22 protein-coding genes are annotated in these 26,290 nt (G+C 41.4%); 16 read left to right on the forward strand and 6 right to left on the reverse strand.

Going from position 1 to position 26,290, the window contains the following annotated elements:
* Positions 1 to 144 precede the first annotated feature (144 nt).
* The gene (gene folK / locus RHO15_02880) at positions 145 to 630 is read right to left on the reverse strand and encodes a 2-amino-4-hydroxy-6-hydroxymethyldihydropteridine diphosphokinase (protein ID WVD64473.1); all 486 of its coding nucleotides are present in this window, start codon (positions 628 to 630) and stop codon (positions 145 to 147) included.
* Between the two features lie 190 nt (positions 631 to 820).
* Between folK and RHO15_02885 the strand changes: the two genes are divergently transcribed.
* The 5 genes from RHO15_02885 (at position 821) to thrC (ending at position 7,112) form a co-directional block, all read left to right on the forward strand.
* A complete protein-coding gene (locus RHO15_02885) occupies positions 821 to 1,573 on the forward strand; it encodes an SDR family NAD(P)-dependent oxidoreductase (GenBank protein WVD64474.1) in 753 nt (250 codons plus the stop codon).
* Positions 1,574 to 1,704: 131 nt separating this feature from the next.
* Positions 1,705 to 2,034, forward strand: a complete 330-nt coding sequence (locus tag RHO15_02890) for a hypothetical protein (protein WVD64475.1) — start codon at positions 1,705 to 1,707, stop codon at positions 2,032 to 2,034.
* Between the two features lie 361 nt (positions 2,035 to 2,395).
* Positions 2,396 to 4,852, forward strand: a complete 2,457-nt coding sequence (thrA, locus tag RHO15_02895; GenBank protein WVD64476.1) for a bifunctional aspartate kinase/homoserine dehydrogenase I — start codon at positions 2,396 to 2,398, stop codon at positions 4,850 to 4,852.
* Positions 4,852 to 5,811, forward strand: a complete 960-nt coding sequence (gene thrB / locus RHO15_02900) for a homoserine kinase (GenBank protein WVD64477.1) — start codon at positions 4,852 to 4,854, stop codon at positions 5,809 to 5,811. Before thrA ends, thrB begins: the two co-directional genes overlap by 1 nt.
* An 11-nt stretch (positions 5,812 to 5,822) precedes the next feature.
* Positions 5,823 to 7,112, forward strand: coding sequence for a threonine synthase (gene thrC / locus RHO15_02905; protein WVD64478.1), 1,290 nt, complete (start codon positions 5,823 to 5,825; stop codon positions 7,110 to 7,112).
* A 227-nt stretch (positions 7,113 to 7,339) separates the two neighbouring features.
* Here the strand turns inward: thrC and RHO15_02910 are convergent, their stop codons facing one another.
* A complete protein-coding gene (locus tag RHO15_02910; protein WVD64479.1) occupies positions 7,340 to 7,708 on the reverse strand; it encodes a hypothetical protein in 369 nt (122 codons plus the stop codon).
* Between the two features lie 95 nt (positions 7,709 to 7,803).
* On the reverse strand, positions 7,804 to 8,685 hold the full coding sequence (locus tag RHO15_02915) for a DMT family transporter (protein ID WVD64480.1): 882 nt from the start codon (positions 8,683 to 8,685) through the stop codon (positions 7,804 to 7,806).
* 315 nt (positions 8,686 to 9,000) lie between these two features.
* Between RHO15_02915 and nfsA the strand changes: the two genes are divergently transcribed.
* The 4 genes from nfsA (at position 9,001) to RHO15_02935 (ending at position 13,989) form a co-directional block, all read left to right on the forward strand.
* A complete protein-coding gene (nfsA, locus tag RHO15_02920) occupies positions 9,001 to 9,726 on the forward strand; it encodes an oxygen-insensitive NADPH nitroreductase (GenBank protein ID WVD64481.1) in 726 nt (241 codons plus the stop codon).
* A 221-nt stretch (positions 9,727 to 9,947) separates the two neighbouring features.
* The gene (locus RHO15_02925; protein ID WVD64482.1) at positions 9,948 to 10,856 is read left to right on the forward strand and encodes an SPFH domain-containing protein; all 909 of its coding nucleotides are present in this window, start codon (positions 9,948 to 9,950) and stop codon (positions 10,854 to 10,856) included.
* Positions 10,857 to 10,864: 8 nt separating this feature from the next.
* The gene (locus RHO15_02930; GenBank protein ID WVD64483.1) at positions 10,865 to 11,329 is read left to right on the forward strand and encodes an NfeD family protein; all 465 of its coding nucleotides are present in this window, start codon (positions 10,865 to 10,867) and stop codon (positions 11,327 to 11,329) included.
* 281 nt (positions 11,330 to 11,610) lie between these two features.
* Complete coding sequence (locus tag RHO15_02935; GenBank protein WVD64484.1) at positions 11,611 to 13,989, forward strand: glucose/quinate/shikimate family membrane-bound PQQ-dependent dehydrogenase; 2,379 nt, start codon at positions 11,611 to 11,613, stop codon at positions 13,987 to 13,989.
* Positions 13,990 to 14,272: 283 nt separating this feature from the next.
* Here the strand turns inward: RHO15_02935 and RHO15_02940 are convergent, their stop codons facing one another.
* Both RHO15_02940 and dapD read right to left on the reverse strand, forming a co-directional pair.
* The gene (locus RHO15_02940; GenBank protein WVD64485.1) at positions 14,273 to 14,764 is read right to left on the reverse strand and encodes a YajQ family cyclic di-GMP-binding protein; all 492 of its coding nucleotides are present in this window, start codon (positions 14,762 to 14,764) and stop codon (positions 14,273 to 14,275) included.
* Between the two features lie 83 nt (positions 14,765 to 14,847).
* Entirely contained in the window at positions 14,848 to 15,672 is an 825-nt protein-coding gene (gene dapD, locus RHO15_02945) for a 2,3,4,5-tetrahydropyridine-2,6-dicarboxylate N-succinyltransferase (protein WVD64486.1), read from the reverse strand.
* A gap of 172 nt (positions 15,673 to 15,844) precedes the next feature.
* Here dapD and prmB point away from each other — a divergent pair, with 172 nt between their 5' ends.
* From prmB to RHO15_02965, 4 genes are all read left to right on the forward strand, one after another.
* A complete protein-coding gene (prmB, locus tag RHO15_02950; GenBank protein ID WVD64487.1) occupies positions 15,845 to 16,765 on the forward strand; it encodes a 50S ribosomal protein L3 N(5)-glutamine methyltransferase in 921 nt (306 codons plus the stop codon).
* Positions 16,766 to 16,877: 112 nt separating this feature from the next.
* On the forward strand, positions 16,878 to 17,969 hold the full coding sequence (gene aroC / locus RHO15_02955) for a chorismate synthase (GenBank protein WVD64488.1): 1,092 nt from the start codon (positions 16,878 to 16,880) through the stop codon (positions 17,967 to 17,969).
* Positions 17,970 to 17,993: 24 nt separating this feature from the next.
* Positions 17,994 to 18,749: a TSUP family transporter gene (locus RHO15_02960; protein ID WVD64489.1), complete on the forward strand. Its 756-nt coding sequence runs from the start codon at positions 17,994 to 17,996 to the stop codon at positions 18,747 to 18,749.
* A 72-nt stretch (positions 18,750 to 18,821) separates the two neighbouring features.
* A complete protein-coding gene (locus tag RHO15_02965) occupies positions 18,822 to 19,250 on the forward strand; it encodes a universal stress protein (protein WVD64490.1) in 429 nt (142 codons plus the stop codon).
* A gap of 298 nt (positions 19,251 to 19,548) precedes the next feature.
* On the opposite strand, the gene RHO15_02970 is transcribed toward RHO15_02965, so the two are convergent.
* Positions 19,549 to 20,241 (reverse strand): pirin family protein, encoded by a 693-nt coding sequence (locus tag RHO15_02970; GenBank protein WVD64961.1) that lies wholly within the window; start codon positions 20,239 to 20,241, stop codon positions 19,549 to 19,551.
* Positions 20,242 to 20,769: 528 nt separating this feature from the next.
* Here RHO15_02970 and glyA point away from each other — a divergent pair.
* From glyA to glnE, 3 genes are all read left to right on the forward strand, one after another.
* The gene (gene glyA / locus RHO15_02975) at positions 20,770 to 22,023 is read left to right on the forward strand and encodes a serine hydroxymethyltransferase (protein ID WVD64491.1); all 1,254 of its coding nucleotides are present in this window, start codon (positions 20,770 to 20,772) and stop codon (positions 22,021 to 22,023) included.
* A gap of 234 nt (positions 22,024 to 22,257) precedes the next feature.
* Complete coding sequence (locus RHO15_02980) at positions 22,258 to 23,214, forward strand: CYTH domain-containing protein (protein WVD64492.1); 957 nt, start codon at positions 22,258 to 22,260, stop codon at positions 23,212 to 23,214.
* A gap of 84 nt (positions 23,215 to 23,298) precedes the next feature.
* Positions 23,299 to 26,106, forward strand: a complete 2,808-nt coding sequence (glnE, locus tag RHO15_02985) for a bifunctional [glutamate--ammonia ligase]-adenylyl-L-tyrosine phosphorylase/[glutamate--ammonia-ligase] adenylyltransferase (GenBank protein ID WVD64493.1) — start codon at positions 23,299 to 23,301, stop codon at positions 26,104 to 26,106.
* Positions 26,107 to 26,290: the final 184 nt, after the last annotated feature.

Raw genomic sequence — 26,290 nt, forward strand, 5'->3', positions numbered from 1 at the left:
TATAAAACATGTGGTTAGGTTATTTTTGGCGGGTTAGTTGTAGGGGTTAACTTGAGTTCTGATTGCCTATTTTTTATATTAAGTGGTCTTTTTGATTCGGTTTTTGGTTATTTAGGCGGATAATCTGTATGACATTTTATCAAGTTATACTATCCATCGTATCATGCCATTTAAGGGTAATAATTTTAATCGTTCGGCAAGTGCTTCACCATCAGGGAAAATCAAGTTTGGCGCAAGATCAAATAGGGGATACAGTACGAATTCTCTATTTTTCATATCATAATGTGGAATGATTAAACGTGCTGTTTGAATCGTTTGATTGTCGTAAAGGAGAATATCGAGATCTAACGTTCTTGGCCCCCAGCGATGCGCTTTTCTCTCTCGTCCTTGCTCTTGTTCAATTTGCTGGGTGATATTGAGCAGCGCCTCAGGCGATAAACTGGTCTCGACAGCAATAACCGCATTGAGATAATCGGGTTGATCTGCCGGTCCCAAAGGTTTGCTTCTATAAAAAGGTGAAACTGCAGTCACCTGGACTTCGTTCATTTGCGAAAGTGCCAGTATAGCGGCATTGGCTTGTTGAAGTGGATGTTTTAAATTACTACCGATTGCAATATAAACTTTAGCCATCTATTTTTCCTTATGATCATCCTAATTAATATAGTCTCAAATTCTATTTTACAAGTCTATTTTAATCAGACTTTGAAAACGCTTTTTTGCTAAAAAGCTGACATTTAGGTTAAAAGAATGACTTGATATCTCAATATCTTTGCAGTAAAACAGTAGATAAGCGAGATTCACAAGAACAAAGGAGATGAAAATGAAGATTGTATTAGTCACTGGCGCATCATCTGGGTTTGGTGAAGCTATCTGCCAAAAGCTGGTTGCTGATGGGTTTAAAGTTATTGGCACGGCGAGACGTTTTGACAAATTAAAACAGTTACAACAAACGTTGGGCGACGCATTTTTACCGATCCAGTTAGATGTGACAGATAAAAGCGCGATTGATCATCTTAATCAACTCATTCCAGATAACTTTAAACCCATTGACGTTTTAATCAATAATGCTGGACTGGCATTAGGGTTAGAGCCTGCTTATGCTGCCGATTTTTCCGATTGGGAGATGATGGTAAATACCAACGTGATGGGGCTTATTTATTTAACTAGACAGGTTTTACCTGAAATGGTGACAAGAAATAGTGGTTATATTATCAATATTGGTTCGATAGCGGGGACTTATGCTTATAAAGGCGGTAATGTTTATGGTGCGACCAAAGCCTTTGTAAGGCAATTTAGCCTTAACTTACGAACCGATTTAGCTGGAAAAGCGGTTAGGGTGACTAATCTTGAACCTGGCCTATGTGGTGGGACAGAGTTTTCGAATGTTCGTTTTCATGGTGACAATGATAAAGCGTCCAGTGTTTATCAAGATATAAACTATATTACACCGCAGGATATTGCCAATACGATCAGTTGGTTATTGAGTATGCCGGCACATTTTAATGTGAATACGATGGAGATGATGCCGGTCGCACAAACACCTGCGGGGCTTAGTGTGGCAAAGCATGTTTAGTTTATATTGCGAATCGTTAACAAGATGATTCGCGATTTAAGGCTATTTATCATTTTAACATAAATTACACTTGCACTTCTCTTTTTCCATTGTTATGCTTCTTGCTTGTAATTTTACGAGGACTGATGGACATGACATTTTCAAATGCAATGACGGAATTTGCGGGAAGTTTACCCGGCACTGATGCTTATGTGAAGCTTCGTCAAGCGATGCAATTACTGATTAAGGAAGATGCAGAGAATGCAGTCGTTTATTTCTTAATTTTTGGTTTTGCGCGTGCTTATGTCATGTTATATGAAGACCAAGAGGTGAGTCCTCAGTTTGCTGAAGACAATCAAAAAGTGATGCTCGGTTATTTAAACATTCTGGGCGACGCGCTGAAGCAACATGATAAAGCCCATGTTTACAATGCGATGAATCTAGTTGTAAACCAGTATGAAAATAGTAAGAAAGTATTTTGATTTTATTCAGCCTGACTTTATGTTGGGCTGAATTGTTTTTAAGCTAACAAAAATAAAGACGGTTTATGAATGAGGTTGACTTTATACCCGATTTCATTTAAAACCATAGGCAATATAGGTTAATTTGAGTTAAGCCAATGAGAGCAAATTTCGATTTAGGGACAACGATTACCACCACCTCTAGCATTATTAGGCGTAGAGCGGGTTAGTATTCTCTGATATAGAATCGAAAACAGAACCCGCCAAATAAGCGGGTTTTTTTGTGTTTAACTTTTATTATTTCGTCAATTGATTAACGGTAATTTTAATTAGATAACTGTTATTAAATAATTGTTATTAAATAACTACAGAAAGGTGCAATATGAGAGTACTAAAGTTTGGAGGAACCTCTGTCGCTAATGCCGAACGTTTTCTTCGGGTAGCTGATATTATTGAAAGCAATCTAACACAAGAGCAAACGGCAACAGTGCTCTCTGCACCAGCAAAAATTACCAATCACTTAGTGGCTATGGTCGAGAAGACGGTTGCTGGTTTGGATGTTGAGAGTAATATCTTGGATGCCGAGCGAATCTTTGCCGATCTGCTACATGGCTTAGCCCAGTGCCAACCCGGTTTTGCTTATGACGAAATGAAAAAATTTGCTTTAAATGAGCTCGCTCACTTAAAACAGTTATTACATGGTATTCGGTTATTAGGTCAGTGCCCAGATAGTGTTAATGCTGCGATTATCTGCCGTGGTGAAAAATTATCGATTGAGATTATGGCTGCAGTATTGAATGCACGAGGTCATGATGTGACGGTGATTAACCCGGTGAGTATGCTGCTTGCACATGGTGATTATTTAGAATCGACAGTTGATATTACTGAATCGACTAAACGTATTGCGAATATGCAGATTCCGCCACATCATGTGATTTTGATGGCCGGATTTACCGCTGGTAATGAGAAAGGTGAGTTAGTTGTGCTTGGGCGTAATGGTTCTGACTATTCAGCGGCTGTTTTAGCAGCTTGTTTACGTGCTGACTGCTGTGAAATTTGGACTGATGTCGATGGTGTTTATACCTGTGATCCACGTATTGTGCCTGATGCTAAGCTCTTAAAATCAATGTCTTATCAGGAGGCGATGGAGCTCTCTTATTTTGGTGCGAAAGTGTTACATCCTCGAACCATCTCCCCGATTGCTCAGTTTCAAATTCCATGCTTAATCAAAAATACGACTAATCCTCAAGCGCCTGGAACACTGATTGGCGGTGATAATTTCGATACGCAGTATCCAGTAAAAGGGATCACTAATCTGAATAATATGGCGATGATTAATGTTTCCGGGCCGGGATTAAAAGGGATGGTTGGTATGTCGGCACGCGTATTTTCAGCCATGAGTTATGCGGGCGTGTCTGTTGTTCTGATCACCCAATCCTCTTCTGAATATAGTATCAGTTTTTGTGTACCACAATCAGAATTATCTTGTGCAGAGCAAGCATTAAACGATGAGTTCTATCTTGAACTGAAAGATGGTCTATTGGAGCCAGTTGATGTGATCTCTGGCTTAGCGATTATCTCTGTTGTTGGCGACGGCATGCGGACTTATAAAGGCTTATCGGCGCGATTTTTTACAGCATTAGCCAGTGCCAATATTAATATTATTGCTATTGCTCAAGGTTCTTCTGAACGCTCTATTTCAGTGGTTGTTGAGAATGATATTGCAGTGATGGGGGTACGGGTTGCACATCAGATGTTATTTGGTACGGATCAAGTCATGGATGTATTTGTGGTTGGTTCTGGTGGTGTGGGCGGTGCTTTGATTGATCAAATCCATCGTCAACAGGCTTGGTTAAGAAATAAACAAATTGATTTACGTGTTTGCGGTCTGGCAAATTCTCGCCATCTTTTACTCAATATGGATGGTCTACATTTAGATGCGTGGCGTGATCAGTTAGCCTCATCTCAAATACCCTTCGATCTTGATAGTATTATCCGGTTTGCGAAAGATAATCGTTTACTCAATCCTATTCTGGTTGATTGTACTTCAAGTGAAAATGTGGCGGAAAAATACGCCGATTTTTTAGCGCATGGTTTTCATGTGGTGACACCGAACAAAAAGGCCAACACGAGCTCGATGGCCTATTATCATCGTTTACGCCAAGAAGCGACTAAAAACAAACGTAAATTCTTATATGATACTAATGTCGGTGCAGGTTTACCGGTGATTGAAAATTTACAAAATTTATTTAGTGCGGGTGATGAACTCATTCGTTTCAATGGAATTTTATCCGGATCATTATCTTTTATTTTCGGTAAGCTCGATGAAGGTCTGTCTCTATCACAGGCGACGATATTAGCCAAGGAAAAAGGTTTTACTGAACCCGATCCGCGCGATGATTTATCGGGTATGGATGTCGCGCGTAAATTATTGATTCTCGCTCGTGAAGCTGAATATCAGCTTGAGCTTGATCAAATCGACGTTGAATCTGTCTTACCGGCAAGCTACAGTGACGGAGATGTCGCCTCGTTTATGCAACGTTTACCTGAACTCGATAGTGAATTTGCAATGCGCGTTGCACTGGCACAGAAAGAGGGTAAAGTATTACGATATGTTGGCTCAATTGAAGATAATCGCTGTGTGGTAAAAATCATGGCTGTTGATAGCGACAATCCACTCTATAAAGTCAAAAACGGTGAAAATGCATTAGCATTCTATACTCGTTATTATCAGCCGATTCCACTGGTACTACGTGGGTATGGTGCCGGTAATGACGTGACTGCTGCGGGTGTATTTGCTGATATTTTACGGACTAATTCAGGAAAAGTGAGTAGCTAATGGCAAACAAACAAGTAAAAATCTATGCGCCAGCCTCGATGGCGAATATCAGTGTCGGCTTTGATATTTTAGGGGCCGCAGTCAGTCCGATTGATGGTCAGTTACTCGGTGACTGTATTACAGTGACATCGGCAACTGAATTTAATCTAGAGAGCACCGGCCATTTTGTTAAAAAATTACCACAAAATCCAAAATACAATATCGTATATCAATGTTGGCAACGTTTTTGTCTAGCGATGCGCAAAACATTACCGGTTGCGATGACGCTTGAGAAAAATATGCCGATTGGCTCCGGATTAGGCTCAAGTGCCTGCTCGGTTGTGGGGGCTTTTGTTGCGCTGAATGAGTTTTTTGAACAACCTTTTAATCAAACAGAATTATTACTCATGATGGGAGAAATGGAAGGGCGCATTTCTGGTAGTGTGCATTATGATAATGTTGCGCCATGTTATTTGGGGGGGATGCAGCTTATTCTTGATGAAGCGGGTATTGTCAGCCAGTCACTGCCTTGTTTCGATAATTGGTATTGGGTTATGGCCTATCCGGGCATTAAAGTCTCTACGGCAGAAGCTCGTGCTATTTTACCTGCGCAGTATAAGAAGCAAGATTGTGTTGATCATGGTCGTCATGTTGGTGGTTTTATCCATGCTTGCTATACTAAACAGCCCGCGCTGGCGGCTCTCTTCATGCAAGATGTGGTTGCAGAGCCTTATCGACAACAGTTGCTTCCTGGTTTTGCACACGCCAGAGCTTCATTAGCGCAGTTAGGGGTGATTGCTAGTGGTATTTCTGGTTCAGGTCCAACGATGTTTGCTGTCGCAGATAATCTGGATATTGCAAAACAGGCTGCTGACTGGCTACAAAGTCACTATGTTCAAAATAGTGAAGGATTTGTGCATATTTGTAAAATTGATATGCAAGGTGCCAGACAGATTGATAACGCATTAATACAAAGGTAATGGAAAAAATTATGAGATTATATAACCTGAAAGATCACACTGAAGTGGTTAATTTTGGCCAAGCTGTTCGACAGGGCTTAGGTCGTGAACAAGGACTATTTTTTCCTGGTACGATTCCAGCATTCAGCGCATCAGAGATTGATGAACTACTGAAACTTGATTTTGTTTCACGGAGTGCCAAACTATTATCCGCATTTATTGGCAGTGAGATTGCCTCAGAAGATGTGCTGCGCTGTGTGCGCAATGCTTTTCAGTTTCCGGCACCGGTCAAGGCAGTTGAGGATGATATTGGTACCTTAGAACTTTTTCATGGTCCAACGCTAGCCTTTAAAGACTTTGGTGGCCGTTTTATGGCTCAAGCGTTAGTCCAGGTCGCCGCAAATGATCGTATTACTATTTTGACGGCGACCTCGGGCGATACCGGGGCGGCTGTCGCACACGCTTTTTATCACTTGCCGAATATTCGCGTGGTTATTTTATATCCCAAAGGTAAGATTAGTCCGTTACAAGAAAAACTCTTTTGTACGTTAGGCGATAATATTCATACCATTGCCATTGAGGGTGATTTTGATGACTGTCAGTCATTAGTCAAAAAGGCTTTTGATGATGAGTTATTGAAAAAGACAATTGGTTTAAACTCAGCAAACTCGATTAATATCAGCCGGTTACTCGCGCAAATTTGTTATTATTTTGAAGCTTTTGCTCAGCTTAATGAAGCGCAGCGTCGCGAATTAGTTATTTCCGTGCCGAGTGGTAATTTTGGTGATTTGACAGCTGGCTTACTGGCTAAAGCGATGGGACTGCCGATTAAACGCTTTATTGCCGCAACCAACAGTAATGATACCGTACCTCGCTATTTAGATAGTGGTTTATGGCAGCCACATACTACTGTTGCAACCATATCGAATGCAATGGATGTAAGTCAGCCTAATAACTGGCCGCGTATTGAAGAGATCTTTAAACGTGAAAATTGGCCATTAACCTCATTAGCACACGGCGCGGTAAGTGATGAAGTGACTAAACAAACGGTTTTAGCGCTTAATCAAAAAGGTTATTTATCCGAGCCACATGGTGCGATTGCTTATCGTGTTTTACGTGATCAGTTACAGTCAGGTGAATATGGCCTATTTTTAGGTACGGCGCATCCTGCTAAATTCCGTGAAGTGGTTGAGGGTATTTTAGGTCATGACATTACTTTACCGAAAGAGTTAGCCGAAAGAGCGGATATGACATTACTCTCTCACAACATGAAATCTGATTTTACGGTGTTGCGTGATTTCTTAATGACACTTCAGTGGTAACTCAGGTTTTATTCGATCTAAACCGTCTTTAAGGCGGTTTTTTTATAACGATGGTGAGCGATAAAGGATAAAAATGGTCTGATTTTATCTGCAGTGCAGATTTTGCCGCGCTTGATTGAATAAATATGGCTTATGCTGCATCAAAAAAACCGCCGGACTAGGGCGGTTTGAGATGAATGTAAGACAACTGAATTTTAAAGGCTTGTCCGTCGAGCGCTAAATTAACATTATTTCGGGGATTGTATGCTTGTTTTATCCATCGCAGGATGTTCGATGGATGGTTTTCCTTGTGGAATCGGATAGACTTTTACTTCAACATTATATTTTTCATATTTACCGGCGGGCATTAATGAAGAAATATCGTTAATGGTTTTGACCGGATCATCGGTCACCATTTTGATTTCGAAATAGGCCGGTTTACCGGCGTGTGGTTGCATAAAATGGGCACCATTTTTGTCTTGCACTGGTTTTACGCGTAACATCTGCGCTGATGGTGTTGGCTGAACATTTTGTGGGGCTTGTGTGATCGAATTTGCCGCTGCTAGTGTTGAGTAGGATAAAAGGAATCCAGACACAATCACAATAAACTTTTTCATCATTAATCTCCTTCAAATTAAATAGTATGATGCTATTAAACGCGAAGAAGATTAAGACAATATTAATTTGGCGCTTTTTTAATTAAATTAATCCATTACGACTGATGACTCTCTGTTTTAGCAAAACGAGTCAAGATAACCGCCAGAATAATGATGCTCACGCCAAGCAGTTGCGCGAGATTGATCTGTTCATTTAAGAATATGAGTGCAAACAAAATAGCAGCGGGTAGCTCTAGTGATGAAATAATTTCACCGATACCGGGTGCCGTTTTGGGCATACCTATCGAGAGACAGGCAAGTGGTAACACCATTGCAAAGATAGATATCAACGCCCCCCATTTGAGTTCAATCACTATATGGGCGGTAGAAACCTCTCTTCCCCAAATAATCGCAATAAAAATAAAGGCACCAATACTCATTAAGCTGGCTCTTTTTATCGCGGGTAATTCGGTACATAATTTGCTGGTAAACTGAATCGTCAAGGCATAACAAAACGCCGCCAGAAAGCCTAGTGTTAAACCGATAATTGAAACAGATTGATTAATATTCAGGACGTCAGTAGCCAGTACCGTACCAAACAGAATTAAGATAACAATACCTAATTGCAGTTTAGAAGGATAACGACGATTGATTAAACAGCCTAGCAAGATAGCGAGCCAAACTGATTGCATTAACATCACCGCGGCAACGGCGACAGGCACATAAGAGAGAGATAAAAAATAACAGGTATTGGTTAAGGCAATGGAGGTGCCAGATAAGATCATTAATCCTTTTTTTGTCCATGGTAGCGTGACTGGCTTTGCTTTGGCTGAAGTGATCAAACTCAATATCTGTAAGAATAACATGGAACAGAGAAACAGAAAAAAGAGTACGCTGGCGATATAACTGGTTTGTTGATTGGCTAATTTCATTAATGTTGCCGGCATACCATAACTAATAGCGCCAATTGCAACGAACAGGGGACCGTACGATTTCATCATTACCTTTATTTTTAAATTAAGTCAGTGCAGATGCCTGTCTACGACACGACACGGCGATAATTATTTTGGTCGCTTCACGTGATAATATTTTATGCGATGCTCATTATCATACTGAACCGACTTTGTTTTTGGCTATTATATGGGAATTCTTTGAATATGGGTATGATAAACATCATCTCTTTGATCCGGTAAATACATGTCAAATGCAGGATCAATTATCAGTGATATAAATGGCAACAATAGCTTGAATTTTTTCAGGCAAAGCGTAACCTTAGTAGGTTAGATTTTAAAATAAATATAAAGGTACAAACTATGACAACTTCGACAATTGATCTTTTATGTCAACATCGTTCAATTCGTGCTTATACTGATCAGCTAGTTTCAAATGAGCAGATTAATGCTATTTTACAGTCTGCTCAAGCCGTTTCAAGTTCGAATTTCCTGCAATGTTCAACGATTATTCGTATTACCGATCCCGATTTACGTAAAAAGTTAGCCGAATTATCGGGCGGTCAACCTTATATTTTTGGCGCGCCTGAGTTCTGGGTTTTTTGTGCCGATTTAAATCGTCATAAACAAATAGCGCCAGAGCTGGAGCTGGGTAAAGCCGAGCATCTCTTATTAGGCGCTGTAGATACCTCAATTATGGCACAAAATGCCGTTGTTGCAGCTGAATCTTTAGGACTGGGCTGTGTTTATATCGGAGGTATTCGTAACAAAATTGATGAAGTCACGACATTATTAGGTTTACCTCAATTTGTATTACCGCTGTTTGGTCTGTGCATTGGTTATCCTGCGCAAGATCCTGAATTAAAACCGCGTTTACCGAAAGCGCTGGTGTTTTTTGAGAATCACTATCAACCTATCGATAAGCCTTTATTGGCGCAGTATGACGAAACAATGGCGCACTATTATCAAGCCCGTTCTAGCAATCAAAAATTCAATGGCTGGAGTGATAACGTCGCCAATATCCTCAGCGCTGAAAATCGCGACTTTATGCTGGACTATTTGCATAAGCAAGGTTGGATCAAAAAATAGCATTAACGCTATCATTCACGCTAATCAACCAGAAATGCTACTCGGCTTTTCTGGTTTTTTATGCTCGCTATATTTGAACTGCGCATTAAACAGCGACGAGGCTGTCTTTAATTTAAATCACAATCAGATATCGATAAAATAACATTAGGTAATTTGGTCTTTTCTGCATAATATACTGGTACATAAAAAAATAGATAAAACAAATCATTACGGAGTTTAAAATGGAACTTATTGTCATCGGTGTTATTGTTCTTTTAGCTTTAGTTACTTTAATTAAAAGTATCTCAATTATCCCACAAGGTTATGAATATACCGTTGAACGTTTTGGACGATATACCAAAACATTAAGACCGGGTCTGAATTTAATCGTTCCTTATATGGATAGTATTGGCCGTAAAATTAATATGATGGAACAAGTCTTAGATATTCCATCACAAGAGGTGATTTCGAAAGATAATGCGAATGTCACAATTGATGCTATCTGTTTTATTCAAGTACAAGACGCCGCTAAAGCTGCTTATCAAGTCAATAATCTTGAACGTTCAGTCGTTAATTTGACCATGACCAATATCCGTACGGTACTGGGTTCGATGGAGCTTGATGAGATGTTATCTCAGCGCGATCATATTAACTCTAGATTGTTAGGCATTGTGGATGAAGCAACCGGAGTTTGGGGATTGAAAATTACCCGTATTGAAATTCGTGATGTTCGTCCACCAGCAGAACTGATTGCGGCGATGAATGCGCAAATGAAAGCTGAACGTAATAAGCGTGCGGATATCCTTGAAGCTGAAGGGGTACGTCAGGCCGCGATTTTACGCGCAGAAGGTGAAAAACAGTCTGAAATTTTGAAAGCGGAAGGGGACCGACAATCCGCTTTCTTACAAGCCGAAGCGCGAGAACGTGCTGCTGAAGCGGAAGCCAGAGCAACGCAAATGGTTTCTGATGCAATTGCCAGTGGTAATATCAATGCGATTAACTATTTTGTGGCGCAAAAATATACTGATGCATTACAACAGATTGGCTCGGCCGACAATAGTAAGGTGATAATGATGCCATTAGATGCGACTAGCTTAATGGGCAGCATTGGTGGGATTACTTCACTGATTAATGAAATTAAGAAGAATTGAGATAGAAAATGAGTGAATTAATGTCATCTTTCTTATTTACGCCAGGCTGGGCGTTTATTACTATGGGATCAGTTTTACTGATCGTTGAACTGTTAGGTGTCGGTGGTTATGCGTTATGGTGTGGTATTTCAGCCATTATTGTTGGACTGGTTGCGTTAATTTTGCCTTTTATTCCCTGGCCAGCACTTTGGATTTTGTTTGCGATTTTTGCTTTAGTGACCGTCTATTTATGGTCATTATGGCTTAAAAAACGACATCAAGATGTCTCTGATGCCACTGAACTTAATGTTCCACAAAATGAGCTGCTTGGTGTGAGAACGGTGATTATTGAATCTATTATTAATGGTCATGGTCGGGTAAAAATTAAAGATGGTAGTTGGCGCGCGACTTGTCATGAGGATTTGCCGCTTGGCACTAAAGTAAAAGTTGTAGGGGTGGACGGCTTAGTTTTAACGGTTGAGAAAATTCATTAAATCCGATTATTGCTAATAGTTAATTCAAAAAGGGACATGAGTCCCTTTTTTTATAAAGAGATAGTCTATTGTTTATTTATTCTGCTAGTAAAATTGATCGTGTCTTCAGTTTGTTTCAGCGGTATTTATCGGTAACGATAATACTGTTATGTCAACAATGTAAGTGAATTATTACTTAGGTTATTGAGATTAAATAATTTTTACTCTTGATGTACTGTTTATTTTATGATGTTTATGCAAAACTAAATAGCGTAATACTTTCATTAAAAAGGAATATTTTTATGGATAAAAATAACAAGTTATTTAGAGTAACTGCAATCATTATGGGATTAATAGGACTATTTTTTCTCGTCGGTGGTTTCTGGCTCGTGACGCTAAATGGTTCATGGTATTATCTGATTTTGAGCTGGTTTTTACTGCTAACTGCGCTATTTTTATGGAACCAAGATGGTTTTGCTTATCTCATTTTTGCTTGTATTTTAGTGGCCTCAGGGCTCTGGTCATTATGGGAAGTTGGCCTAAGATGGTGGTTATTGGTACCGCGTTTATGGGTATGGTTTGTGATTGGCCTGATCCTATTGCTGCCTTACTGGCGTAAAGCGATATCGAAACCGATTACTGCTTATTTTCTGATGTTTTCACTGCTTTTTGTTGCGATTATTGGTTTTACGTCGCTGTTTTTTTCTCCCGATTCAAAGCAAGGTAAAATTGCTAATACGGTTAAACTGGATATTGATCTTGATGATGTTGCAGGTGCTGATTGGACTGCTTATGGGGGGAGTAACGCCGGTTTACATTACTCATCGCTGACCCAAATTACGCCTGATAATATTAATCAATTACAAGAAGTCTGGCGCGTACGGACTGGTGATATGCCCACATCAGGCGATCCGGTTGAATTAACCAATGAAAATACGCCATTAAAAGTCAATAACAGGTTATATACCTGTACCGCCCACGGTTGGGTTTTAGCATTAAAACCCGAAACCGGTGAAACGCTGTGGAAATTTGAACCACAAATCAGCCTTGAAGGTGCGGCCGATTTTCGTGGCTGGGCACATATGACCTGTCGAGGCGTGTCCTATTATGATGCTGATCACTATCTTGCGCGGGATGCTAAGGCGAGCGCAGCCCAGAGAGTGAAAGCAAGCGAATGTCCAAGACGTCTTTACTTACCTACTGCAGATGCGCGTCTTATTGCGTTAAATGCTGATACTGGACAGTTATGTGAAGATTTTGGTGAACATGGTGCAGTTGATCTTAAAAGAGGACTCGGTGAGTTTGCGCCAGGGGGCTATTACTCGACTTCACCCGCGCTAATTACCCAGAATCTGGTTATTGTCGGTGGGCATGTTACTGATGACGCTTCAACTAATGAACCTTCTGGTGTTGTACGTGCTTTTGATATTCAAAATGGACGATTAATCTGGAACTGGGATAGTGGTAATCCTGAGCAGACTACGCCGTTACCGGAAGGGAAGACCTACACCCGCAACTCACCAAACGTCTGGTCAATCATGAGTGCCGATGAAGATTTAGGGCTTATCTATCTGCCGCTGGGTAACCAAACCCCCGATCAATATGGTGCAGATAGGACACTGGCTTCTGAGAAATACTCAGCCGGTATTGTCGCTTTAGCCATTGATTCGGGCAAAGTTCGTTGGCATTATCAGTTAACCCACCATGATCTTTGGGATATGGATGTACCAAGTCAACCTATTTTAGTCGATTTAAACACGGCTAGTGGTATGCAGCCCGCAGTGATTCAGCCGACCAAACAAGGAAGCTTGTATGTGCTCAATCGTGAGACCGGCCAGCCGATTATTGCCATCGATGAAGTCGCGGCACCACAAGACGTTATTAAGGGGGATTGGGTTTCCAAAACACAGCCGCGTTCACAACTGAATCTATTACCTCAGCCCCTGACTGAGCAGAGTATGTGGGGAGCGACACCATTTGATCAGCTCGTCTGTCGTATTAATTTTAAATCATTACGCTATGAGGGCCAATATACCGCGCCGTCGTTACAAGGTAGTCTTATCTATCCTGGCAACGTGGGAGTGATGAACTGGGGCGGGGTTGCTGTCGATCCGCAGAAACAACTGATTTTTGCCAGTCCAAACTATATGGCGTTTGTCTCAAAATTAGTCCCTCAAGAGGAGGCCGCTAAAATGAGTACCCATGCATCAGAAGGGCAAGGATTGCAGCCAAATAAAGGTGCATCTTACGCGGTTGAATTGCATCCATTCTTATCTTTTGTGGGTTTCCCTTGTCAGGCTCCATCATGGGGCGATATAGCCGGTATTGATTTGCGTGATGCTAACGTTGTCTGGCAACACCCTAATGGTACTTCGTATGATAGTACACCGATAGTCCATCTGCCATTCCCTGTCGGTGTCCCGGCAATGGGCGGGCCGATGATAACAGCCGGCGGAGTCGCCTTTTTAAGTGGCACATTAGATCAGTATATTCGCGGTTATGATGTTACCACTGGTCAGGAGATTTGGAAAACCCGCTTACCCGCTGGGGGACAGGCTACGCCGATGACTTTCGCTGGTGATGATGGACGACAATATGTTGTTTTAGTGGTGGGTGGCCACGGCTCTTTTGGTACTAAGATGGGCGATTATATTATTGGCTATGCATTGCCTGATCAATAAACGAGTTTTAATCAATAAAAAGTGCGGCTTTGACCGCGCTTTTTTATGATGTAATCAATGAGCCAAACGGGGCATATTAATGCCGAATTGACGGCGCTTTAGCTAAGCTGACCGAGATAATTAAGTGAAAATGAGCTTATTTAGGCATTGAATTGATTTATATAGAAGATTCACTGTATTTAAACAAGCAGAACACACTACGGCGGGTTATCAATGTGAGATAAATATCCTGTTATGTTTGTCGCCAGCATAGCAACACGTAGCATAGCAGGATATTGAATCTCTAATCACGAAAGTTATTAAACTGGAATGGCTGACCGAGTTCAGCATTTCGTACTAGTGCCATTGTCGCTTGTAAATCATCGCGAGATTTCGCCGTGACACGAACTTGTTCGCCTTGAATTTGTGCTTGTACTTTTAGCTTGGCATCTTTGATCAATTTAACGATTTTTTTCGCCATCTCTTTGTCAATACCTTGCTTCAATTTCACTAAGATACTGTAGGTTTTACCGGTATGCTCAAACTCTTTGGGAATCTCGAGTGCGCTACCATCGATACCGCGTTTAGCCAGTTTATCGCGCAAGATGTCGAGAAGTTGGTTAACCTGGAAATCAGATTCACTGGCTACTTTTATGGTTTCATTCTTCTCATTCAGTTCAAACTCAGCCGGAATATTACGAAAGTCAAATCGTGTCGCAAGCTCACGTGTGGCGTTTTCAACACTGTTGCGTACTTCTGGCATATCAATTTCAGACACTATGTCAAATGAAGGCATCGTCTATGTTCCTTTATTCAGTAAAATAAAAAGCGGAGCTAGGCTCCGCTTCATAGTATAACTTAGAATCGCTATACAGGGAATTAGTCGATAGTACGCAGTAGTTCATTGATCCCGACTTTTCCACGTGTCTTAGCATCGACTTTTTTCACAATCACCGCACAATATAAACTGTAACTACCATCTTTGGATGGCAAGTTGCCCGATACGACAACGGAACCCGCTGGCACGCGGCCATAATGAATTTCGCCCGTGGCGCGATCATAAATTCGGGTACTTTGGCCAATAAATACCCCCATAGAGATCACACTGCCTTCTTCAACAATCACCCCTTCGACAATCTCACTGCGCGCACCAATAAAGCAATTATCCTCAATAATAGTTGGATTCGCTTGTAATGGTTCAAGTACTCCACCAATGCCCACGCCACCGGATAAATGAACGTTTTTACCAATTTGCGCACAAGATCCTACGGTAACCCAGGTATCCACCATGGTGCCTTCATCAACGTAAGCGCCGATATTGACATAAGAGGGCATTAATACCGTATTACGTGCGATATAAGCACCTTGGCGTGCGATGGCAGAAGGGACAACGCGAAAACCTTCTTGGGCAAAGCGAGCTTCATCATAATCGGCAAATTTTAACGGCACTTTATCATAATATTTTGCTTCACCGGCATCGATGAGACGATTTTCATTAATACGGAAAGAGAGTAACACCGCTTTTTTCAACCACTGGTGAGTAATCCATTGACCATTGATCTTTTCTGCCACGCGCATCTTACCGCTATCGAGCAAAGCGATAACCTGATTAACGGCATCGCGCGTGACTTTATCAGCATTCGCTGGCGTGATTTCGGCACGACGCTCAAATGCCGTCTCAATAATGGTTTGTAATTGTTGCATTGTTAAATCCTTATATTAATTGTATTTTATCTTGAAATAGAACAATTTGTGTAATGAGTATAATATAAAGTTTAGCGAGTTTTAAGGGATTAATTGCGGTTATAACGTTGTTTTCTAACTGCAATCAACCTAAAATAAATACTTATATTTCTTTACAATAATTGGAGAGACCATGGATAGATTAATAAGCGCGCAAGTCATTACCGAATTAAAGACGATTCAGGATTTTATTCGTTGGACTGTTTCGGAGTTCAATCGATCTGATATCTACTATGGTCATGGCACCGACAATCCTTGGGATGAGGCTATTCAATTAGTCTTACCTTCTCTCTATTTACCGATTGATATTCCGGTAGAGTTTTATAACACCAATTTGACGACACAAGAGAAACAGTGTTTGTTAGAGCGTGTGATAGCGAGAGTCGAACAGCATATTCCAACCCCCTATTTAACTAACCGAGCTTGGTTTTGTGAGCATGAATTTTTTGTTGATGAGCGTGTATTGATTCCACGTTCACCGATTGGTGAACTCATCTCATCGCATTTTGCTGACGTGATTGATTTTGAACCCGAGAATATTTTAGACCTCTGTACTGGTAGTGGTTGCATTGGGATTGCTTGCGCTTATGCATTTCCTGATGCCGAGGTCGATATTGCCGATATCTCCGTTGAAGCCTTAGAGGTCGCTGAAATCAATATCGAAATGCACCAGATGCAGCAGCAAGTATTGCCAGTCTGCTCAGACGTTTTCAATGATATTCCAGAAGTGAAATATGACTTAATCATCTCAAACCCACCTTATGTTGATGCCGAAGATATGGGAGATTTACCGGCAGAATATACCGTCGAGCCTGCAATGGCGTTAGCGGCGGGTTTTGATGGACTCGATATTGTCAAACGTATTCTAAACCAAGCGGCTGATTATCTTTCTGATCGCGGCGTGCTGGTTTGTGAAGTCGGCAATAGCAGCGTTGCGCTGATTGAACAGTATCCGCATTTACCTTTTAACTGGCTTAGTTTTGAACACGGTGGAGATGGAGTATTTACACTGACTAAAGCTGATCTATTAGCATGGCGAAATACGCAGGTTTAACTGATATCAGGACCCTATCATTGATGGCGATATTGATCTACATTGGGGTATGATGATGAGTCATGATAAGATGAAAGATAAACAAATATAAATGAGATGAATAGGAATAAACATGGCGGGGAATAGTATAGGGCAACTGTTTAGGGTCACTACTTTTGGCGAATCACACGGAATTGCGTTAGGCTGTATTGTTGATGGTGTGCCACCTGGACTGGCATTAACTGAAGCTGATTTACAGCATGATCTCGATCGTCGTCGTCCTGGCGCTTCTCGTTATACTACGCCTCGTCGTGAAGCGGATGAAGTTAAAATTTTATCCGGCGTATTTGAGGGTGTGACCACCGGAACCAGTATTGGACTGATGATTGAGAATACCGATCAACGCTCAAAAGATTATGGTTCTATTCAGGATATTTTTAGACCGGGTCATGCTGATTATACTTATCAACAAAAATATGGTATTCGTGATTATCGTGGTGGTGGCCGGTCATCGGCCCGCGAAACCGCGATGCGTGTTGCCGCGGGTGGCATTGCAAAAAAATTTCTTAAACAACATTTAGGGATTGAGATTCGTGGCTATTTAGCGCAAATGGGCTCAGTCACTTGTGAACTAAAAGATTGGCGGCAGGTTGAACAAAATCCCTTCTTCTGTCCTGATGAAGCCAAATTATCGGCACTTGATGAATTGATGCGAACGCTAAAGAAACAGGGTGATTCGGTTGGCGCAAAAGTGACCCTCGTTGCTGAACACGTACCAGTCGGATTCGGTGAACCGGTTTTTGATCGCTTAGATGCAGATCTGGCCCATGCACTGATGAGCATCAATGCCGTCAAAGGGGTTGAAATTGGCGATGGTTTTGCTGTTGTCAGTAAATTAGGCAGTGAAAATCGTGACGAGATGGATCAGCAAGGTTTCTTATCTAATCATGCCGGCGGGATTTTAGGTGGTATCAGTTCAGGTCAATCCATCATTGCCAATATTGCCTTAAAACCCACCCCCAGTATTGCAACTGCAGGACAGACCGTCAATAAGTACGGTGAAGCAGTGACGATTGAAACACATGGTCGTCATGATCCTTGTGTCGGTATTCGCGCGGTGCCAATTGCCGAGGCGATGATGGCGATAGTTCTGATGGATCACTATCTGCGTTATCGAGCTCAGTGTGCTGATATCAAGCCAACATTAACCTTTAATCCACGTTAAACAGGGACGCCTCCTATGGATTGGATGAATACTTATTATCTGCTGATAATGCTTTTTGGTATTGCAATCTTGGCCGGATTTATTGATTCGATTGCCGGTGGTGGCGGTTTACTGACATTACCGATGCTTCTCGCCGTCGGCTTGCCGCCGGCGCAAGCGCTGGCCACCAATAAATTACAGAGTTGTGGCGGTTCATTTTCAGCCAGCCTCTATTTTGTGCAAAAGCGGGTGGTCAAGTTGAGTGAACATAAGTTTTCCATTTTGATGACCTTTATCGGCGCCAGTCTCGGCTCTCTGTTAATCTTATTTCTGCAAGCTGACTTCTTACGTTTATTACTTCCGATCTTAACGATTTGTGTTGGACTCTATTTTTTATTAACGCCAACCGTTGGAGAACAAGATCGTGAACGTCGTTTGTCGGCTAAGAAGTTTGCGATTTTCGCCGCGATGGGCATTGGCTTTTATGATGGTTTTTTTGGTCCCGGTGCCGGCTCTTTTTATGCGCTTATTTATGTGACGTTAGCTGGATTTAATCTGGCCAAAGCAACGGCGCATGCAAAGGTATTAAATTTCACTTCAAATCTGGCTTCTTTAATCTTTTTTATTATCGGCGGTAAAGTTATTTGGAGTATTGGTTTTGTGATGTTAATCGGCCAGTTTATTGGCGCGCGTATCGGCGCCCGATTGGTTATCTCAAAAGGAAAAAAATTGATCCGTCCAATGCTGATCATTGTCTCAATGATCATGAGCACTAAACTCATTATAGAGAACTACTTTTAATCAAATCGTCCTATGATGGACAATCTGGTTAGCGAGTCAGTGATATACACCAATGAATCTCAGAGGGATGCTATGTATAAGTCTATTTTAGTACCTATTGATATATTAGAAAAAGTGTTAACCGCTAAAGTGATCCCACATATTGAATATTTGGCTAAGCAGTCTAATGCCAAAGTCCATTTTTTTCATGTATTACCGGTTGCATCTGCTATCGTCAATGCTTATTCATTTGGTTTTGAAGAGTTTGAAGATCAGGCAACCAAAAAAACTGAGCAGTGGCTCGCTGAGATTATTGCTTCTGTCAACATTCCCAAAGAACAACTCTCCTATTCGGTCGCTTTTGGTAGTCCGCGTGATGAGATTATCAATATTGCCCAGGAGCTAGATGTTGATTTGATTGTGATTGGTTCTCGTCGTCCCAATATCAGCACACATTTGCTGGGTTCAAATGCGGCCAGTGTCGTCCGTTATGCCAAAATGTCAGTTTTAGTGGTCAGGTAATCCGATTTAACAGACAGAACTGAACCGCAAAAGTGGCATAATAAAAATCAATCATTGATCACTACAGATATAAGATGAATTATCAGTATCAAATGTAACTGAACTTAACGCTTGTATTGCATGTGAGTACTATGACATAAATGAATATTCTAAAGCGCTTTCGACCGGGCAGCTCGATTGTGTAGGAAAAGCGATAGCCACGGTTGTGGCTAACGATCAGATCTGTCTGATTCAGTCATAACAGATTATGATGAAGCGTTTAATCAGAACTGTTTAGTTCGATATTTTAATAAAATATTTATAATAGTTCGAACAGGAGCAATTCTGTTGCTTGGCTTGCTTCAATCGTTATCTTTTGTTTTCCAGTAATAGCGATACCGTCACTGGTTTTTGCTTGAATATCATTGACCGTCATCTCACCAGAGACAACCTGTATCCAAACATGATGATATTGTTCTGGGATAATATATTCTTGCAGCTCACCTTGCGCTAATGTCCAATTCCATAATTGCATATCTTGGAAAACTTTAAGCGACCCCTCTCTGGCATCTGGAGATAAAATAAGCTGTTTACCTGTTTTTTTAGCAAATGTTCGACTCTCATAGCGAGGTGGTAAATTTTTTCGATCTGGCATAATCCAGATTTGATAAAAATGCAATAATTGATCATTTTGCGGATTATATTCTGAATGCCTTATACCTGTCCCTGCACTCATGATCTGAAACTCTCCCGCTTTAACTCGCTCTGTATGCCCCATACTGTCTTTATGTTCAATCGTACCGGATAAAACATAAGAAAGAATTTCCATATCTTTATGAGGATGTTCCCCAAAGCCTTGACCCGCTTGTACACGATCTTCATTAATGACTCTTAATGATGAAAGCCCCATAAAGTCAGGATCATAATAATCAGCAAATGAGAAAGTATGGTAAGATTCTAACCATCCGTGATTAGCGAATCCTCTATCCTCGGCCTTGCGTAAATAAATCATCATTGTTTCCTCTTGTATTTTTAACAGATTAAGATTCATTGATTGATTCTAACAGAGGGAAAAGTTGATTAATATCCTACTTTTATAAGATAGATTGTTCCAATTTTAACGACTAATTCAATATGAAAAGCGTCTTTATGCCTGACTTGTGCCGAGAGAACTTGTTAAATATTACATAATAATGTGTCACTAATTATTCATGATAAATATAAATCTCATTGCGCACAGTGACGCTATTTATGTCAAATGTTTAGCCGGTTTTTGTTCTTTTCATTCATATAAATAATATTTTATGGAGGCTAAGTTTAGTACTGAAAGAGAAGATGTTTACTCATCAAGGTACTGTATTTATCTTCTACTCTGTGTTGTCTTACCGCTGATTGGGATTGATTTTATGGGGATTCATGCTCACCCAAAAGAGACAGCAATGATTAAAAAAAATCATTTTGAACTTGAAATAACTGACTAATTAGATAGGATATAAGAAAACGATTTGATCAATAACATTGTGCGTGAGTGAGGATGAGTATGTTTGAAAAACAGATGAATATTGCTGATTACGATCCGGCGTTATGGGATGCTATTCAGGGTGAAGTGAAGCGACAGGAAGATCATATTGAATTAATTGCTTCGGAAAATTATACCAGTCCTCGCGTTATGCAAGCACAAGGTTCGCAGCTGACCAATAAATATGCGGAAGGTTATCCAGGCAAACGTTATTATGGTGGTTGCGAGTATGTCGATATTGTCGAACAGTTGGCGATTGACCGCGCTAAAGCGCTATTTGGGGCTGATTTTGCCAATGTTCAGCCGCATTCAGGCTCACAGGCTAATTTCGCCGTTTATACCGCTTTATTGAAACCAGGTGATACGGTGCTGGGCATGAATCTATCACAAGGTGGACATTTAACCCATGGTTCACCGGTTAACTTCTCCGGGAAGCTCTATAATGTTGTGCCTTACGGTTTAGATGAAACCGGCCATATTGATTACAATGATATCAAAGCCCAGGCGGAAAAGTATCGACCTAAAATGATTATCGGCGGTTTTTCTGCTTACTCTGGTGTGGTTGACTGGGCGAAAATGCGCGAAATCGCCGATAGTATTGGCGCTTACTTAATGGTTGATATGGCGCATGTTGCCGGTCTGGTTGCCGCAGGTGTCTATCCTAATCCCGTACCTCATGCGCATGTCACCACCACCACCACTCATAAAACCTTAGGTGGACCGCGTGGTGGTCTGATTATGGCTAAAGATGGCAGTGAAGATCTGTATAAAAAAATCAATTCTGCTGTTTTCCCAGGCGCTCAGGGCGGACCATTAATGCATGTGATTGCAGCTAAAGCGGTCGCTTTAAAAGAAGCGATGGAGCCCTCTTTTAAAACCTATCAGCAGCAAGTGGTTAAAAATGCTCAGGCCATGGTCGAGGTGATGAAGCAAAGAGGCTATAACATTGTATCGGGCAGCACAGAAAATCATCTATTTTTAGTCGATTTAGTCAATAAAGGCATTACCGGTAAACAGGCAGATGCTGCACTCGGTTTAGCCAATATTACCGTCAATAAAAATAGTGTACCTAACGATCCGCAAAGTCCATTTATCACTTCTGGTATTCGAATTGGTTCGCCGGCGATTACTCGTCGAGGCTTTAAAGAAACAGAGGCGCGTGAGTTAGCGGGCTGGATTTGTGATATTTTAGATGATGTTGAGAATCAACAAAATATTCAGGATATTAAACAAAAAGTCTTAGCAATTACGCGTACTTTCCCTGTTTACCAATAGCGATAATTAGATTTCTTTCATGAAAGGCGGATTTATCCGCCTGTTTTCGGTTAATTTTACGGTTTTTTCCTGCTGGTTCATCTGTTTCTCATCGTCGGGCATAAATTGATGATTTCGTTTATTGTGCCGATGATCATTCCTCTATATCATAGATTATAAGTGTAGAAGCATTAACGACGATTCATCTTCGTATTGATATCGTGTTAATCGAATTATTGATGGATAGGCAAAATCATGGCAATAGAAATTGAATTAAAATTTGGGCTAACGCCTGACGGGGTCAACCGGTTGGCTAACTTTCTCACCAATTATACGATTCTGGAACAAAAGAAATTAGATTTAACCAATACTTATTATGATACCCCCGATTTCCAGTTGCAGAAAAATCATTGTGGACTGCGTGTACGAGGGATTCAGGAAACCGACCAGTTAGCGCAATATGAGATCACGGTAAAGCATAGTAGTACTGGTGTCGCAGGATTACATGCTCGTCAAGAGTTTAATGTCACGGTTGATACGCCAACACTGGATTTACAGCTGCTCCCGAAAGATGCCCTATCGCCACAATGTGATCGTCAACAACTCGCCTTACAGATTAAGCCACAATTTACCACCCATTTTTTAAGACACGCCTATTTGATCCGGTACCATGATAGCGAAATTGAGCTGGCTTTCGATCAAGGGTCGATTAGCCATGATACGCACCAAATGCCGATTGATGAGCTTGAATTAGAACTAAAACAAGGTGATGTTAGCCGGCTGTTTGAATTTGCCGCAGAGCTATCGATACTGGGATTAAGATTATTGTCACAAAGTAAAGCGGCACGTGGCTATCGCTTGATGAATCAAACGCCTTTACTGCCGCCCTTGGTACCAGAGCTGAAGACAAAACACGCACCACATAAGACATTATCAGCCATGTTGAAATATTGGCAAAAGTGTGAAGAATTTGCTGATGAACAGCAGCAAGTGACATTATTATATGATAGTTTAGCAAGATTATTGCCGATGCTGACGTTGCTGCTCGATTCGTTGACACCAACATCATTAATGCAAACGGCACAAGCTGAACTCAGTAAGGTCAATAACTTGCTCAAGTCTCGCCCTGACTGGTCAGTCTGGCTTTATGATGCAAGAGTGACCAAACTCAAGTTGCACTTAACGCAGATCGTGCTCGACCTTCAGGATTGATGGGATACACTAGGGCAGATTAAGCGGCGTGTGTTAAGTTTCTCCGTTTTGGATAGAAAAAGGCATAATGATAGAGGTGAGGGGATGTTAGTACTTGAGCAGCAGAAACAGAAAATTCGTGCAAATGCCCCTTTGATGCGGCCATCATCTATTGATATTCTAGCTCAGAGTGATTTTATCTATGAAGCGGTGACACGCTACCCTGACTGGCTGGTTGAAATCGAAACCGCACCGCCTAACGTGAATGAGTACTTACAATATCAAGTCTGGCTTGATGACGCACTCAGCCAGATTACTGATGAGCGTGAATTGATGCGCGTGCTGCGTATTTTTCGGCGTAAAATGCTCTGCCGTATTGCCTGGTTACATCTACAATCTTCTCCGGCTGAGACCGATATCTTAAAGCTGCTGAGTATGTTGGCGGAAGTCATTATCGTGAATGCCAATCACTGGTTATACGAATCGGCTTGCCGTGAGTTTGGTGTGCCGAGTGATGGACAGGGTAATCCACAACCTTTGCTGGTATTAGGGATGGGTAAACTGGGTGGTGGTGAGCTCAATTTTTCATCCGATATTGATCTTATTTTTACCTACCCGGAGCATGGTGTGACGCGCGGTGGGCGGCGAGAGCTAGCGAATGAAGTATTTTTCACCCGTTTGGGTCAACGTTTAATTAAAGTGTTAGATCAAGCCAGTGTGGATGGTTTTGTTTATCGGGTGGATATGCGTTTAAGACCATTGGGCGATGGTGGGCCTTTGGTGCTGAGTTTTTCAGCCATGGAGGATTATTATCAAGAACAGGGGCGAGACTGGGAGCGTTACGCGATGGTCAAGGCTAAGGTGCTGGGTGACGATAACCAGCCTTACGCCCAAATACTCTATAAAATGCTGAAACCTTTTGTTTACCGGCGTTATATCGATTTTAGTGTTTTACAGTCTCTGCGTAATATGAAAGGCATGATTGAACGTGAAGTTCGGCGCCGTAATTTAAACAATAATATTAAACTCGGTGCCGGTGGTATTCGGGAAATCGAATTTATTGTTCAGGTCTTTCAATTGATTCGTGGTGGCCGCGAAATTATGTTGCAAACCAGCTCGCTGCTTAGCGGACTAAACTATATTGATAGATTAGGTTTGCTACCCCATGATGCGGTCAATACGTTACGTGAAAATTATCTCTTTTTAAGACGACTGGAAAATCTACTGCAAGCCATTAACGACGAGCAAACCCAGACCTTACCAGAAGATGCCCTGAATCAAGCGCGACTTGTGGTAGCGATGAATTTTCCTGATTGGCATGAACTCGATAGTGATTTACAGCGACGGCTGCGTGATAATCGGCAGATTTTTAACGCCTTGATCGGTGAGGTCGATGAATCTAGTCAATCGGATAATAAGGCAACGCGATTGGATGATCTCTGGGTGGATAACTTAGAACTGGTTGATATTCAGAGTGTACTCCCCACGCTGTCTACTGAGATATCTCAAGCCTTACACGCGATTATCACACAATTTCAACTGGATATGAGTAAAAAAACCATTGGTGTGCGTGGTCGCGATATCCTTGATCAACTGATGCCCCGACTGTTTGCCGATATTTGCGAACATTACGATATTACTGTGGTGCTGCCTCGTTTAACCCGTCTATTGCTACATATTGTCAGTCGAACCACCTATCTTGAGTTATTGATTGAGTATCCGGTCGCCTTAAAACAGTTAGTTAAATTGTGCAGTGTCTCGCCGATGATTAGTGAACAGCTTTCGCGTTATCCGATTTTGCTTGATGAACTGATTGATCTTAACTCACTCTATCAGACGACCGCCCTGGCTAACTATAAAAGTGAGCTCTATCAATATCTACTTCGAGTACAAACTGATGATGAGGAGCAGCAGCTTGAGGCACTCAGACAATTTAAACAGATGCAGCTGTTACATATTGCCGCTGCCGATGTTGCGGGCGTTTTGCCGATTATGAAAGTGAGTGATCACTTAACATTTTTAGCCGAAGCGATGATTGAGATGGTGGTGCAGCTGGCCTGGAATCAGATGACTGCACGTTATGGTAAACCCGATTATTTAACTGATGAGCAGCAAAAAGGCTTTGTTGTTATCGGTTACGGTAAATTAGGTGGCTGGGAGCTCGGTTATAGCTCGGATTTAGATCTGATTTTTTTACATGATTGTTCTGCTGATAGTATGACTAATGGCCTAAAATCGATAGATAGCCGACAATTTTATTTAAGATTAGTCCAGCGCATTATTCATCTCTTTAGTGTGCATACCAGCTCAGGCGTTTTGTATGAGGTGGACGTTCGTTTACGACCCCAAGGCAATGCCGGCTTACTGGCGGTTACGCTGGCGGCATTTGCTGATTATCAACGCAATGAGGCTTGGACTTGGGAACATCAAGCGCTGGTTCGCGCCCGTCCGGTCAGTGGCGATGTATCGCTTTATCACCGTTTTAATGCGATTCGCCATGGCACGCTTTGTCAACCTCGAGATGAGCTGGAACTTAAAACAGTTGTCCGCGAAATGCGTGAGAAGATGCGAGCACATCTCGGCAATAAGCATCAGGCTCAATTTGATTTAAAAATCGATGAAGGCAGTATTGGCGATATTGAATTTATTTCACAATATCTGGTCTTGAATTATGCGCATACACAACCTAAATTAACCCAGTGGTCAGATAATGTGAGAATTTTAGCGTTGATGGCCGACTATGACATCATGCCCTTAACTGAAGCCCAATTATTAACGGATGCTTATACGCAAATGCGTGAAGAGATGCATCGTTTATCCTTACAGCTGCTTCCGGCGGTGGTTGCCGATGATCGCTTTGTCATCCAGCGTGAGCGGGTGAAACAGAGCTGGCAAAAGTGGTTAGCAACCTGAAAGTAAGTCATGTTGTTCAACCAAATCATACTGATTTCATCGACCTGATCAATCTCTTGTCGTGACTATTATTCACGCCTATAAACTAAAATTCAGCTATTGTTTTTCACCTCTACAACTAAAATTTTATATTTAGGCCTGTTCACATTATGGATTAACTGTAATAATATTGATAATCATTATT

This window comes from Orbaceae bacterium lpD01, from assembly GCA_036251705.1.
Lineage (GTDB): Bacteria > Pseudomonadota > Gammaproteobacteria > Enterobacterales > Orbaceae > Utexia > Utexia brackfieldae.

Bases quoted from the DNA above. Each gene is read 5' to 3' on its own strand.
- folK (WVD64473.1), bottom strand. From the start codon at position 630: ATGGCTAAAGTTTATATTGCAATCGGTAGTAATTTAAAACATCCACTT.
- RHO15_02885 (WVD64474.1), top strand. From the start codon at position 821: ATGAAGATTGTATTAGTCACTGGCGCATCATCTGGGTTTGGTGAAGCT.
- RHO15_02890 (WVD64475.1), top strand. From the start codon at position 1,705: ATGACATTTTCAAATGCAATGACGGAATTTGCGGGAAGTTTACCCGGC.
- thrA (WVD64476.1), top strand. From the start codon at position 2,396: ATGAGAGTACTAAAGTTTGGAGGAACCTCTGTCGCTAATGCCGAACGT.
- thrB (WVD64477.1), top strand. From the start codon at position 4,852: ATGGCAAACAAACAAGTAAAAATCTATGCGCCAGCCTCGATGGCGAAT.
- thrC (WVD64478.1), top strand. From the start codon at position 5,823: ATGAGATTATATAACCTGAAAGATCACACTGAAGTGGTTAATTTTGGC.
- RHO15_02910 (WVD64479.1), bottom strand. From the start codon at position 7,708: ATGAAAAAGTTTATTGTGATTGTGTCTGGATTCCTTTTATCCTACTCA.
- RHO15_02915 (WVD64480.1), bottom strand. From the start codon at position 8,685: ATGAAATCGTACGGTCCCCTGTTCGTTGCAATTGGCGCTATTAGTTAT.
- nfsA (WVD64481.1), top strand. From the start codon at position 9,001: ATGACAACTTCGACAATTGATCTTTTATGTCAACATCGTTCAATTCGT.
- RHO15_02925 (WVD64482.1), top strand. From the start codon at position 9,948: ATGGAACTTATTGTCATCGGTGTTATTGTTCTTTTAGCTTTAGTTACT.
- RHO15_02930 (WVD64483.1), top strand. From the start codon at position 10,865: ATGAGTGAATTAATGTCATCTTTCTTATTTACGCCAGGCTGGGCGTTT.
- RHO15_02935 (WVD64484.1), top strand. From the start codon at position 11,611: ATGGATAAAAATAACAAGTTATTTAGAGTAACTGCAATCATTATGGGA.
- RHO15_02940 (WVD64485.1), bottom strand. From the start codon at position 14,764: ATGCCTTCATTTGACATAGTGTCTGAAATTGATATGCCAGAAGTACGC.
- dapD (WVD64486.1), bottom strand. From the start codon at position 15,672: ATGCAACAATTACAAACCATTATTGAGACGGCATTTGAGCGTCGTGCC.
- prmB (WVD64487.1), top strand. From the start codon at position 15,845: ATGGATAGATTAATAAGCGCGCAAGTCATTACCGAATTAAAGACGATT.
- aroC (WVD64488.1), top strand. From the start codon at position 16,878: ATGGCGGGGAATAGTATAGGGCAACTGTTTAGGGTCACTACTTTTGGC.
- RHO15_02960 (WVD64489.1), top strand. From the start codon at position 17,994: ATGAATACTTATTATCTGCTGATAATGCTTTTTGGTATTGCAATCTTG.
- RHO15_02965 (WVD64490.1), top strand. From the start codon at position 18,822: ATGTATAAGTCTATTTTAGTACCTATTGATATATTAGAAAAAGTGTTA.
- RHO15_02970 (WVD64961.1), bottom strand. From the start codon at position 20,241: ATGATTTATTTACGCAAGGCCGAGGATAGAGGATTCGCTAATCACGGA.
- glyA (WVD64491.1), top strand. From the start codon at position 20,770: ATGTTTGAAAAACAGATGAATATTGCTGATTACGATCCGGCGTTATGG.
- RHO15_02980 (WVD64492.1), top strand. From the start codon at position 22,258: ATGGCAATAGAAATTGAATTAAAATTTGGGCTAACGCCTGACGGGGTC.
- glnE (WVD64493.1), top strand. From the start codon at position 23,299: ATGTTAGTACTTGAGCAGCAGAAACAGAAAATTCGTGCAAATGCCCCT.